This window comes from Neobacillus sp. GCM10027624, from assembly GCF_042675345.1.
Taxonomy (GTDB): domain Bacteria; phylum Bacillota; class Bacilli; order Bacillales; family Cytobacillaceae; genus Neobacillus; species Neobacillus cucumis_D.
Genome location: NZ_JBHTHD010000023.1, coordinates 196,876 through 208,995 on the forward strand (window position 1 = coordinate 196,876; position 12,120 = coordinate 208,995).

Here is a 12,120-nt window from a genome sequence, read left to right on the forward strand (position 1 = left end):
GACTAACTAGCAGCCTTTAAGCAAGTAATCTGTACCAATTTCGTAACGAAGGTGACACCATTTTGCAACAGCTGCCACAGTCCATCTATTACTTGTCAGTATAAAATAAAGATAACACCACAGATAACGCTTACAAATAATTTTCTGTAATTCTATTCTTAAACACGGAAGGATGTTGAAGTATGGACTATTTAGAAGTGATCTCGATCATTGAGAAAAATAAACTGAATTTAGTGAAGATGCTAGAGGGGAGGGACTTATCGAAAGAGCAAATGGATTCAATCCAGCACTCGATTGATAACTATAATTATATTATTGAATTAACAGAAATGAATCACTTTGAAAGAGGAAATATACATTAAAAAGGAGCGAGGGTTTCGCTCCTTTAGTTTTACGGTGAATTCAGATTAAAGAACTTCCTGTTTCAAGGATGTTTTAACCAGCGTAATTTGCCCATTTTTAGGGATTAATTCACTGATGTTTTCGTATTTTCCGTCCTTTTTTGAATCGTCTTGGTTCTCCACTTTATATTCAGCAAAAGACCAGCAAAAGAGTTTGCGTTCGACTCTTCCTTTTTCCCCAATAAGGGTAAACCAGCTTTGGCCGACATAAAAAGAGTTCATCAGCATTTTATCAATGATAAAAGAAACTTGTTCATTTTCTTCCTCTGGTTCAAATTTTGTTTTAGTAGAAAGAGCCAAAATAAAATAGTTTTGAAATTTGTCTAATTCAAGTAATTGAAGATGGTACCTCTTGGACTGCATTTGATTGAAGTCCTTCAAAACCGCTTTGATACTTTTTTCAACATCAATTTCATATTTGCTCGCATCTCTCAAGGCTGATAAACGGGAATCATAAATGGACAGTGTCACTATATAATGCGCGGCATAACTTTTTGGTTCAAATCCTTCTTTACCAGCTTGCTTTACTTCTTCTGGTACTACTATAAAATTTTTATAATCAGCAAAAAAATTATCGTTCATATCCTTTACCTTCCTTCATACCTTGATGAAATGGATGCTATTATCTTTTTCTATATCGCATTTCTCTTGTTATCTTTCAAAATATTTTAGATGGCAGATGAATCGTAGTTGTATTTAAATATATATATTTCTTTATTAAAACCAAGAATCCTTCTTTTTCTTCCAAAAATCCACAAATTTCATGTTTTTAATTATAAAGTCCTATTATTTTTTCTAAAAAATTTCGTTAATAGGATTAAAAAAGACTGCCGAAGCAGCCTTGGCAAGTCAAATTTCTGTCCATATTCCACTTTTTCATTACTTACCGGCCAACATTATGATATTCGTAATAATCCTGTGAATGAAAGCTCCTAAATCCGCATGATTCATAGAGTCCAAGTGCACGGGCATTTTTGGCCTCTACTTCAAGAAAAATAGAAAATCCTTTTTGATTCTCCATTTTTACCACTTTAGATAAAGCTTTTCTTCCAATTCCCTTTCCTCGAAGTTCGGGATAAATAGCAAAACCGTAGATCCAGGCTTCGCCATCTTTTTCATCCACACGCATTTTCCCTGCCGTTCTTCCGTTGGCTTCAATAATGAGCCATTGTTCATCACTGTTCTTCCTAATCTCCTGTTGCATCTTACGTGCCTCATTTTCATTTAGCCCAAAACCTAAGACATCCAGTTGGACTTCGGCTTCCCAATCATTATGCGAAATCGATGGCCTTACGATAATAGACGGATCCTCTGTCAGTTCTGTTTTGTGCCATTTCATTTGATATTCTGCAACAGAAAAGGTACAAGGGATATTTTTTAAAAACTCTTTTGCCGTATTGGAGCTGGTTGGAGCATTCAACAAAATAGTTCTGACGTTTCGTTTCTTTGTTTCCTCAAGTCCCATTTTAAGCAATTTAGAGAAAATACCTCTTCTTCGGTAATTAGGATGCACCATTCCGCAGAGTTCCACTTTATTCCCAAAATAATAGCTTCCGAGAAAACCAACGAGTCGGCCATCTTCATAATGGAAGAAATCATCCTCACTATTTTCTTTCCGGTTTTCAAGCATATCAAAATTCAACTTCAGGTGAAAGCCGCCCTCTAATTCACAGACCTTCTGAAGAGCTTTAATATCAAGTAAATCTATCTTTGTTAACATTTCAAATCACTCCTTTCACAACGCTTTATTTTTATTCTGGACAAACTCTTGACATTCCTGCTTTTTGGAAAATAAAAAAGCAAAAAGACAACGACCAAAAAATTGGTTTCGTTGTCTTTTTCGTTAGCGTTAGCTAATATCAATTTATTTTAATACACGTCACGCTGATAACGGCCATTTGATTGCATATCTTTTAGATACGCTTCGGCTGCATCACGGGCCATTTCGCCTTCTTTTTCAATCACAGTAATTAGGGCTTCATGAACGTCTTTCGCCATATGTTCCTTATCACCACAAACGTAGAAGGTTGCGCCTTTTTCTAACCATGCAAATAATTCTTTGCCATGTTCAAGCATTTTGTGCTGAACATAAACCTTTTGAGCCGTATCACGGGAGAATGCAGCATCAAGTTTTGTCAGAACTCCATCCTGTTGATATTTTTCTAACTCATCCTGATAAAGGAAATCCGACGCAGCATGCTGGTCTCCAAAGAATAACCATGTCTTGCCTGTTGCTTTATTTACTGCACGTTCCTCGATAAACGAACGGAATGGTGCAATGCCTGTCCCAGGGCCAACCATGATAATGTCACTCTCCCCGGACTCCGGCAGATGGAAGTGTTTATTTGGTTGGACAAATACTGGAATCGTATCGCCCTCTTGAACGCGTTCCGCACATTGTACCGAGCAAACCCCTTTACGATCCCGTCCGTTAGACGTATAACGAACAGCACCGATAGTAAGATGCACTTCCTCTGGATGAGCTGCAATACTGCTAGCAATCGAATAAAGCCGTGGCGGCATTTTTCTTAAAAGAGAAACGATTTCTTGGGCAGTAGCTTTCCATGGACCAAAATCACGTAACATATCAAGCAAATCACGGCCATAGCAATATTCCTTTAGTTGTGCAGCGTTTTCAACCACCACAAGCTTTTGAAGCTCTTCATTTTCAGTGAATGCCGCTGCCTGCTGTAAAATCTTTTTATTCAACAGGGTAATTTCAAAGAAGCTTGTGAGCGCTTCCTTTAATGGCAGTGTTTCACCTTGCTTATTAATAGTGACAACTGCTTCTTCATCCCAATGCATTTCCTCAAGAAGGGCAGCCACAAGTTCTGGATCGTTTTCAGGAACAACGCCAAGGGCATCCCCTGGTACATAAGAAAGACCAGAACCTTCTAACGACAACTCAATATGTCTTGTTTCTTTACTAGAGCCTTCTCCATTTAAATTTACATTTTTAAGAATCCTTGCTGGAAATGGATTTGTTCTTGAAAATGTAGGCGTAGGTTTGTCTTTTTTTGCATTATCTGCAGTAACTTGCATTTCTCTTACCTCCCAAAGTTGTATATATGCTAGGATAACACAGAGAAAAGAAATCAGGTATGTTTTTTAACACACAATCTTCAAAAATTTTATTCTTGGTCACACTTACATTAAAAAAATTCCAAATAATCAAAAATTAACCGGAAAATCAAACGACAAAAACCGTTTTATTCTATGTTTTTCGATAGTGTTTCTGCTCATAATTCCTCAACAATTGAGAGCAATACTCGTATTTCATAAGAAAGTGACGATGAAAACCCCGCATACTTAGAAAGGAAAGAACGAAAAAATATTGAATTATACTTCATCAGGGTTAAAAACCTTAGAACAATTTCGGAAAGGTTGTGAGTGGATGAGACTTCAGAATGTACAACCTAAGAAAAGCTTCAGCTACATCTTCGTTCAGTTTCCAGGAATGAAAATGAACGTCCCAATGCTTTCGAGCGGTGAGGGAAAGGCGGTGAAAGAAGATATTGCTCTATGTGTCCAACTAAACCGCAATGAAAAAGTCAATCATTTGTATTTTGTGCGCACTGAGAGTATCAAACCGTTCGACTTCACAGATGATGAAATGGGAGCAAAAGCCTATTATCGAGTCATCAAGAAAAAAGGAGCCTCTCAAGACTCCGACATGAACGAAACTGAAGATTTTGTCACGTTTATCACAGATGAAGTGTCTGTTGTCCAAAAGAAAACAGAAACAGGATATCACTTCGTCTTGATATTAAATGAGCGCGAAATCGGAATCGTCGCTTCGATTGAAGAGGAAGTTTTACAAACTGTAAACGCCTCATTGACAACACAAGAAGAAGAGAAAGAGCCTGTCACAGTTAAGACCGTTTCTTCAAAAAATAAAGCTGTCCTCTCAAGTAGGGAAAGAAAGAGGATCTTCTTGGGAGGCCATGTCTTTCAGGATAACGTAGTTTTTGAGCCAATCCGAATTCTTTTGGAGGGTGCTAAGAAAAAAGTTGCACTATTTTCTCCTGCCGCTTTAGATTTTATCGGTCCGGGTGATTAAAACGAAACCATTTTTATCATGAAGGGATGGTGAAGGGATTATTTTTAACAGGAATATACAACTTCATACAATACCTAATCGAAGCAAAAGGATTAAAAAGGTAATCCTTTCGATTAGATAAATTCATGGATAAAAGGACGTGATAAAGAAAAGAAACTTTTTGCTAATCATAAATTTAAGGTGCTTAACCAATCGGGTTAAGCACCTTTTTTATGATTATGCGTTTATAAAACAATCTTCATTAAAGCTTATCATTTCAGTAAGGAATTTATAGTCCTAAATTTTTTCGAATGCTTCTGAATGCTGCTTTTGCCTCTTTTTTTGTGTCAAATTCAAACATGTTAAAATTGTTTTTGGAATAGACCGTGATAATCCACATGAAAATTCACCTGTTACCATAGATTAATAGAAATTCTTATACCCAGCATTTGTAAACTATTAATGTCAAAATTACACTAGATGTCATGATATCCTTAAAGAACCTGAAGACCTTAGGTATCTGTATCAGGGCTTGACATAAAATTTCCACCATAAAAAAAACAAAATGATCCCTGCTCGAATTTCGCTTTATTTCCTCCTCTATATGTAAATGGCTTTGGTGAAACTACTCTCATAATATATAACCCCTTTTAAAATTTGAAATAAACAATAATAGAATAACACTTCTCGTTTTATTAGTAGATATTATTTCACTAAACTAATCCTTTAACATGATGCGCAAAAATCAGCGCCTCACTAACAGAGAATGAAAATGTTCACAAACCGTCAAATGAATCTACGGCTGGGTGAGGAAGGTCGCTGGAAATCTTTCACTTTCTTATATTTTCTAAGTATTTGTACCAGAACCCTAAATTTTATTCCTGTGTTTTCAGCAGTCACTGTAATTTCATTACATAAACAAATTACAATTGTTCAAGGAATCGGTACAATCATTGCATATTCGGCTGTACGTTGTTTATTTTATAGCAAGAAATACTGAACATCGGTGAAGGATCAAATAACAGCAAAAATCGAGCCAGGATGTTAAGCCTCTGGCTCGATTAAATGCTTTCTCAAATAGTGAATGAACGGATGCTCGCTCTTATCCACTTTCCTCGTACAAATATACAAACTTTGATTTATTTCTGCCTGCTCCACAAAGATTCGAGCAAGCTTTCCTTATGCTAATGATGCCTTTACGCTACAAGCTGGTACGAGTGCCATTCCGTAACCTGCCTCAACAACCTTTATTGATTCAAGTACGCCAAGCATTGCCTTATCCAGTATCACTGGCCTGGAAATGTAAGGGAGCTAAAAAATATTACGGAGAATCTTGTTACTTCAGTGCTAGAGCAAACTATTGAACCCTATCATTTACCCTATCAGCTTCAACAGATGGAAAATGGATCGTCATCGAATTTGAAAAGTAAATTAGAACAACTAGGAAAACGAATTATTAACGAAGCGATTGCCAACAATTCATCGCTGCGCCAGGCCGCCAAATCACTAGGAATTGACAACTCCACATTAGTAAAACAGCTGCAGAGGTGGAAGCGCGACCTGTAAAACATAGTGGCTTCTTTAATCTATACTTGTAACTAACCAGATAATAAGGTGCTTAATAGCATAGGTAACAGGACTACTTTTTTCGTTATCGAACAAAAACGGATAAATCCAATGACTTAGGGGAGACCGTGGTTATCTGTCCATTTAATGTCGAAGCGATATGTACGGAATGACCGAAAGGATGCTTTTAATCTAAATTAATAAAAATCCTTAAAAATAAAGAAGAGCACATATTAGTCATGCATAATAAGTGCTCTTCTTTTATTCAATTAAGGCGCCCTTTAATTGAAGATCGTCCCTCGTATTAGCATCAATTTCTATTTAATAGAAATCGGCACTTTGATTATTCGATATACGTTTAGCGTGACGCTTTTGGCGGTTGGCACACGTCACATTTACGTTGGTTATTATTTTTAAATTTCGTAAATGTTTTTTCAAAATTGCTAACACAAGCACATTTAAATAGTAACTTTTGAGAAAAACCGAGATATTCCGAAGTCCCTATGTACTAATCGTACTTTTCGCTGTTTGACACTGCATTTACAGCATACGTCTTTCGTGCGTATTAATTTCTAGACCCGTACATTCGCAAGTTCGTCAGTCCATCTGGACATTCTCACCTTAGATATTTTGTAGCATCCTGACCTATCATGAACCATATTCTGTTTAAGAACTTAGGTTCATTTCAGCCGACTTCACCCAGCTTCCTACACGTTTGGACTACTACCCATTCCGTGCATGTAGGAGTATAAGATAACTCGTTTCAGCTTAACGACGGCTTTCATTCCGAGTTTCGATTAATCAGTTGTAATTGCCTTTGGCAATCCTCCTATTTCATGCTTTAGCACTTATAAGGAAACGTTTTGCACAGTACATTTCTTCACAATCTTATTTTCATTTGAAAAAAGTTGAATTACCTTCTTACAAATTTATTTCATTGATTTAGTTCTGTTACCTAAGATATTGCGTCCGGATGAAATTGATGTGCCAGCGGAGAAACACCATGCCGACTTACATTGGTTGGATGACAAACTTTTGACTAAACTACATAAAAACCAATAAAAAATAGAAGCCTAACATTTAAAGTACATTTCTGTAAAACTCGGGTTATTAGCATGAATTAGATTTTGAAAATTATGGAGGATTGCAATGGAGAAAAAAATAGTTGCACTCGATGTATCGAATTTATGGACTCCTTATATGAATAACACGATGGCTCTATGCGTAAACAAATATGCATTGCAAACTATTCAAGATCCAGAAATTAACGCTGTTTTTTGCAATGCTTTGAATATAGCAGAGAACATTGTTCAAAAAATCACCGTCATTTTCAATCAGGAACATTTTCCGATTCCCCAAGGATTTACAGAGGAAGATGTCCATTTAAACGCACCGCGATTGTTTTCAGATGAACTCTGGCTGTTCTATCTGCACCAAATGTCGATACACGGATTGACCGCTTATTCACTTGGAATCACCGCTTCCCGCAGGCCGGACGTTCGTCAATTCTATTTCGAAACATACAAGGAATCTTATGAATTGTACGAAACTACGTTAGGCATGCTGCAATCGAAAGGTTTCATGGAACGTCCCCCCACTATAGCGCTTCCGGAAAAAATCGAATTCGCGGAAAAACAAAACTTTTTAGCCGGCTGGTTTGGGCACCAACGCCCATTGAATACAATAGAAATCTCTAGTCTTTATTTTAATTTGCAGAAAACCATCTTGACTAAAGACTTGGCTCTCGGTTTCAGCCAAACCGCCAAAATAAAAGAGGTTCGCCGGTTCATGGAGGAAGTGGTACAAGTCGCAGCTGAACATATTGAAATTTTTACTACCATCCTTCATGAAGACTTCATCAGTTCTGCCATCTCATGGGACACCTATGTTACAGATTCTCAGATTGCGCCATTTTCAGATAAGTTGATGATATTCCATTGCGCATTTTTAATTCAAGCTGCGATGGCTTATTATGGAACCGCCTTATCCGGCGCCATGAGGCGCGACCTCGGGCTCAAATATTCGTCTGCCATCGCAAGGGATGTCAAGCTTGCGGAAGACTGCGCAAATATCCTGATTACCAATGGATGGTTTGAGGAACCTCCAAGTTCCGTTGATCGGCGAGAATTATCTTAGTGAAACTTCACCATAACTGCGATTTTACGAAGTAGAAAAACCCCTTGAGCACCAAGGGGTTTTAACTCGAGTTCTTATCAATTATCCAAGCAAGTACATATTGCTGAATAAATTTTCTCACCTCGCAAATATTCTAAACACTCAAAATACTTTACCTATCCTTTAAAAAAATTTTAGAATGTTTCCTCCTATACTTGGAACAATACCATTGTAGTAAAAAGGAGGGTAATTAGAAATGGATAATCAAAAATTAGCCGATCATGAGTCATTGGATCTACATGAAGTAATTAATTTTAAAACCCTATGCTTAGCGAAATCAAAACTAATGCAAGGACTGGTATTTGATGATGATTTGAGAGCATTAATGCAAAAAGATGTTGAACAATCCATGCAAGCACTTGGAGAATTACAGGCAGTTTATCAACGTGCACCTTTTGAAGCCCCTGTTCCTCAAAACCGGCCAACACCAATAATAAATTGAAAGGAAGTAAAATTCATTGAATAATGACTATTTAGACCCTATAAACTCGTTACATGTGCCTGAGCTAGCTGATACCACATTTGCCATGGATTTCCTCCTTCGTGCCAAAGAAGGTGTCCGCAATATTGCGGTTGCATTAACGGAATCCGCATCACCTGATGTTAGAACCCTCTTACGAAACCAGTTAATGCAAGGGATTGCCATGCACCAAGAAATTACAGAATTAATGATTAGTAAAAAATGGTTCCATCCATACGAATTAAGTGAACAATATCAATTAGACCAACTCTCTGCCAACAATACTTTGATGATTGGCAAAATGAATCTATTTCCTGTTGAGACCAATAGAAAAGGTATGTTTGACCGGACACCTGATGAACATTAACACTGGAGGCTGTAACCAATGAAGGCAGTAACGTATCAAGGTATTAAAAATGTTGTAGTCAAAGATGTTCCAGATCCAAAGATTGAGAAGCAAGATGACATGATTATTAAAGTAACGAGTACAGCTATATGTGGGTCTGATTTACATTTAATTCATGGCATGATTCCTAACCTGCAAGAAAACTATGTTATTGGCCATGAACCAATGGGAATCGTCGAAGAAGTTGGTCCAGGTGTGACTAAACTAAAAAAGGGAGATCGAGTAATTATTCCCTTTAATATAGCATGCGGTGAATGCATTTACTGTAAAAACCATTTGGAAAGCCAATGTGATAATTCAAATGATAATGGTGATATGGGTGCCTATTTCGGATATTCTGGTACGACGGGTGGCTATCCAGGTGGGCAAGCTGAATATTTAAGAGTGCCATTTGCCAACTTTACTCATTTCAAGATTCCAGAGACTTGTGAAGAACCGGATGAAAAGTTAGCAGTTATTGCCGATGCGATGACTACTGGTTTTTGGAGTGTTGACAATGCAGGTGTAAAGGATGGAGATACAGTTATTGTTCTTGGCTGTGGTCCGGTTGGTCTTTTTGCTCAAAAATTCTGTTGGTTAAAAGGGGCAAAGCGAGTCATTGCCGTTGATTATGTCAATTATCGCCTACAGCACGCCAAGCGCACCAACAAAGTAGAAATTGTTAACTTTGAGGACCATGAGAATGTAGGAAGTTACCTGAAGGAAATCACCAAAGGCGGCGCTGATGTTGTCATTGATGCAGTTGGTATGGACGGTAAAATGACTGATATGGAGTTCCTTGCAAGCGGAATGAAGCTTCAAGGCGGAGCATTAAGTGCGTTTATCATGGCTTCACAAGCAGTGCGTAAAGGCGGGACAATTCAAGTTACCGGCGTTTACGGCGGCAGATATAATGGTTTCCCTCTTGGAGATATTATGCAGCGAAATATCAATATCCGCTCCGGTCAAGCACCTGTGATCCACTATATGCCATATATGTTTGAATTAGTTACGACTGGAAAAATTGATCCAGGAGATGTCGTAAGTCATGTACTTCCACTTAGTGAAGCAAAGCGTGGCTATGAGATTTTTGACACAAAAATGGATGATTGTATAAAAGTTGTGTTGAAACCTTAAGGAAGGAGATAAAAAAATGAATTACGCCTTACATGAAGTTCTTGAGGTCCATGAGATGGCTGCATTTAAGACCACTTGTTTAACTAAATCCAAAACCATGAAAGCGTTAGTCACAGATCCGCTATTAAAAGATATTATGCAGCAAGACATTGATGTATCTACGAGACAATTACAAGAATATGCTTCTATCCTTTCCAACGCTAAGCAGTAAATTAGGAGATGAATGAACATGAATCCAATCGTTGAAACTTTAACTGGCATGGACGCACTATCGGATCAAGTGGTTGCAATGGATCTGCTCATTTCAGCTAAAAGTGGAATTAGAAATTATGCCATGGCAGTTACGGAGGCAGGAACACCGGAAATTAAAGAAATGCTCACTCGCCATTTAGTAGAAGCTCTTGATATGCATGAACAAATATCCGCATATATGGTAGAAAAAGGATGGTACCATGCTTGGGATACAAACGAACAAATCAATTTAGATTTGAAAAATATCAATACAGCATTGAACTTACCCACTCTATAATAATAAAATAGGAGCAGTTTAACATTACAAACCTAAACTGTTCCTAATAAACCATTTTTATTTAAATGATTTAATATACGATTTCCCTCCTTTTGCAACCGCCATTTTCTTTTACTTTTACAAATTACGACCTATTGGCTCTACAGTTCAAATTCTACAAAAAAATGAACCAACTATTTTTTATTATTAAATGGTAGGCGCAGGTAATTCATCAATATTCATACGAAGTAAACTATACGGTTTTTGTCGTAGGTCTTTGCCATAATGAAATCTTGCCTGCCGATGTAATTGATTCACAATGAAATATAAGTATCGATCCGGACCAATCGAAAAAGTATCCGGCCATAAAATTCTCGGATCATGTGCGATGGTTTCCATTGTGCCATTCGGCAATATCTTTCGAATACTATTGTTCTCATAATCTCCAGCATAAACTGCCCCTTTTGCATCTGTAATCATTCCATCAGACGCACCTTTTTCTCCCCGATACTCCACATGATAAGGTAAATCCATGTTCGGTATATTTCTGTCTCTCAGGGCTTCTGTTGAGATCGAGAACAGATGACGACTGGTTAGTGCAGCAAAAAATAATATCTTTCCATCGGGAGAAATCGCAAGACTATCAGAAGCCAATCTAAATGGTGAGGTTGAACCGTCTTTGTTTCGATTCATTAAAATTTTACCTTCTACTTTCGGTAAAAAATAGGGATCGGGTGAAGTTGAATTTGCTCCATTTAATCGTCTAAACGCGTTTCCATTTTCTAAATCTACGACGATAATAGCTCCTGGTCCTTTGGAAGAAGAGTCCGTTATATAGGCATAACCTGCGTTTCCAACACGAAAATCAAATCGGACATCATTCAGGTAAGTTGTTGGCAGGACAACATCTTCTGTAAAGGTATATACTCTTCTAATTGTATTGGTTATTAAATCAACAGCGACTAATTTTGCCCCACCTTTAATAGGTTCAGAAAAATTGGGTGCCGCTGTATCTAATATCCAAAGCGTTCCCCTTCCATCAGCAACTACACTTTGGACACTGATGAAAGTCATTGTGATATTCTCAGGGTTAACCAAATTGGTTTGTAAATTAGGATAAGGCTGCAATTTATCCTCAACAATTTCCGCCACCGTAAATTTAACATCGTCTCCCCATTTCGGAAAACAAATAAAAATACGACCAGTTTCCGAAACACTGACACCTGTAGGCATAGTGCCATAAAATTCATAAACTAGTTCTAACTTACCGAAATAATTTTCAATAGGCAGCATAGGTTTCATGGTATCCTCCTCAACCATTTAAACGGGATATCACCTATATATGATTTATATTTTTTCTAGTGCATGTTTCTTAATAGGTTTTTCTATACGAAAAGATGATGGAATTGATTGTTTTCGAAATATAAAAAGTCTGTCAGGCGAAACTGC

Annotated in this window: 13 protein-coding genes; 9 read left to right on the plus strand and 4 right to left on the minus strand. The window is 37.4% G+C overall.

Annotated features, from left to right (window positions below; genetic code table 11):
• Positions 1-182 precede the first annotated feature (182 nt).
• Entirely contained in the window at positions 183-362 is a 180-nt protein-coding gene (locus tag ACFQZ9_RS27925; protein ID WP_498946626.1) for a DUF3896 family protein, read from the plus strand.
• A 45-nt stretch (positions 363-407) separates the two neighbouring features.
• Here ACFQZ9_RS27925 and ACFQZ9_RS27930 read toward each other — a convergent pair whose 3' ends face one another.
• From ACFQZ9_RS27930 to ACFQZ9_RS27940, 3 genes are all read right to left on the minus strand, one after another.
• Entirely contained in the window at positions 408-983 is a 576-nt protein-coding gene (locus ACFQZ9_RS27930) for a hypothetical protein (RefSeq protein WP_498946627.1), read from the minus strand.
• Positions 984-1,284: 301 nt separating this feature from the next.
• Entirely contained in the window at positions 1,285-2,121 is an 837-nt protein-coding gene (locus ACFQZ9_RS27935; RefSeq protein ID WP_498946628.1) for a GNAT family N-acetyltransferase, read from the minus strand.
• Positions 2,122-2,270: 149 nt separating this feature from the next.
• The gene (locus tag ACFQZ9_RS27940) at positions 2,271-3,443 is read right to left on the minus strand and encodes a sulfite reductase subunit alpha (protein ID WP_198311818.1); all 1,173 of its coding nucleotides are present in this window, start codon (positions 3,441-3,443) and stop codon (positions 2,271-2,273) included.
• 352 nt (positions 3,444-3,795) lie between these two features.
• Between ACFQZ9_RS27940 and ACFQZ9_RS27945 the strand changes: the two genes are divergently transcribed.
• The 8 genes from ACFQZ9_RS27945 (at position 3,796) to ACFQZ9_RS27980 (ending at position 10,692) form a co-directional block, all read left to right on the plus strand.
• A complete protein-coding gene (locus tag ACFQZ9_RS27945; RefSeq protein ID WP_498946629.1) occupies positions 3,796-4,461 on the plus strand; it encodes a hypothetical protein in 666 nt (221 codons plus the stop codon).
• Positions 4,462-5,760: 1,299 nt separating this feature from the next.
• Positions 5,761-6,006 carry a hypothetical protein gene (locus ACFQZ9_RS27950; protein ID WP_498946751.1) on the plus strand — a complete coding sequence of 82 codons (246 nt, stop codon included), beginning with the start codon at positions 5,761-5,763 and terminating at the stop codon, positions 6,004-6,006.
• A 1,149-nt stretch (positions 6,007-7,155) separates the two neighbouring features.
• Positions 7,156-8,142 (plus strand): YvdQ family spore coat protein, encoded by a 987-nt coding sequence (locus ACFQZ9_RS27955; RefSeq protein WP_498946630.1) that lies wholly within the window; start codon positions 7,156-7,158, stop codon positions 8,140-8,142.
• 235 nt (positions 8,143-8,377) lie between these two features.
• Positions 8,378-8,623 carry a hypothetical protein gene (locus tag ACFQZ9_RS27960; protein WP_026576192.1) on the plus strand — a complete coding sequence of 82 codons (246 nt, stop codon included), beginning with the start codon at positions 8,378-8,380 and terminating at the stop codon, positions 8,621-8,623.
• A gap of 16 nt (positions 8,624-8,639) precedes the next feature.
• On the plus strand, positions 8,640-9,008 hold the full coding sequence (locus ACFQZ9_RS27965) for a spore coat protein (protein ID WP_098576282.1): 369 nt from the start codon (positions 8,640-8,642) through the stop codon (positions 9,006-9,008).
• A gap of 18 nt (positions 9,009-9,026) precedes the next feature.
• Positions 9,027-10,163, plus strand: a complete 1,137-nt coding sequence (locus ACFQZ9_RS27970; protein ID WP_498946631.1) for a zinc-dependent alcohol dehydrogenase — start codon at positions 9,027-9,029, stop codon at positions 10,161-10,163.
• A 16-nt stretch (positions 10,164-10,179) separates the two neighbouring features.
• A complete protein-coding gene (locus ACFQZ9_RS27975) occupies positions 10,180-10,374 on the plus strand; it encodes a hypothetical protein (protein ID WP_026576189.1) in 195 nt (64 codons plus the stop codon).
• Positions 10,375-10,392: 18 nt separating this feature from the next.
• Entirely contained in the window at positions 10,393-10,692 is a 300-nt protein-coding gene (locus tag ACFQZ9_RS27980; RefSeq protein ID WP_498946632.1) for a spore coat protein, read from the plus strand.
• Positions 10,693-10,878: 186 nt separating this feature from the next.
• Here ACFQZ9_RS27980 and ACFQZ9_RS27985 read toward each other — a convergent pair whose 3' ends face one another.
• The gene (locus tag ACFQZ9_RS27985) at positions 10,879-11,973 is read right to left on the minus strand and encodes an L-dopachrome tautomerase-related protein (protein ID WP_498946633.1); all 1,095 of its coding nucleotides are present in this window, start codon (positions 11,971-11,973) and stop codon (positions 10,879-10,881) included.
• Between the last annotated feature and the right edge of the window lie 147 nt (positions 11,974-12,120).

Excerpts from the sequence above, each read along its gene's own strand:
- ACFQZ9_RS27925 (WP_498946626.1), top strand. The coding sequence starts at position 183 with ATGGACTATTTAGAAGTGATCTCGATCATTGAGAAAAATAAACTGAAT.
- ACFQZ9_RS27930 (WP_498946627.1), bottom strand. The coding sequence starts at position 983 with ATGAACGATAATTTTTTTGCTGATTATAAAAATTTTATAGTAGTACCA.
- ACFQZ9_RS27935 (WP_498946628.1), bottom strand. The coding sequence starts at position 2,121 with ATGTTAACAAAGATAGATTTACTTGATATTAAAGCTCTTCAGAAGGTC.
- ACFQZ9_RS27940 (WP_198311818.1), bottom strand. The coding sequence starts at position 3,443 with ATGCAAGTTACTGCAGATAATGCAAAAAAAGACAAACCTACGCCTACA.
- ACFQZ9_RS27945 (WP_498946629.1), top strand. The coding sequence starts at position 3,796 with ATGAGACTTCAGAATGTACAACCTAAGAAAAGCTTCAGCTACATCTTC.
- ACFQZ9_RS27955 (WP_498946630.1), top strand. The coding sequence starts at position 7,156 with ATGGAGAAAAAAATAGTTGCACTCGATGTATCGAATTTATGGACTCCT.
- ACFQZ9_RS27960 (WP_026576192.1), top strand. The coding sequence starts at position 8,378 with ATGGATAATCAAAAATTAGCCGATCATGAGTCATTGGATCTACATGAA.
- ACFQZ9_RS27970 (WP_498946631.1), top strand. The coding sequence starts at position 9,027 with ATGAAGGCAGTAACGTATCAAGGTATTAAAAATGTTGTAGTCAAAGAT.
- ACFQZ9_RS27975 (WP_026576189.1), top strand. The coding sequence starts at position 10,180 with ATGAATTACGCCTTACATGAAGTTCTTGAGGTCCATGAGATGGCTGCA.
- ACFQZ9_RS27980 (WP_498946632.1), top strand. The coding sequence starts at position 10,393 with ATGAATCCAATCGTTGAAACTTTAACTGGCATGGACGCACTATCGGAT.
- ACFQZ9_RS27985 (WP_498946633.1), bottom strand. The coding sequence starts at position 11,973 with ATGAAACCTATGCTGCCTATTGAAAATTATTTCGGTAAGTTAGAACTA.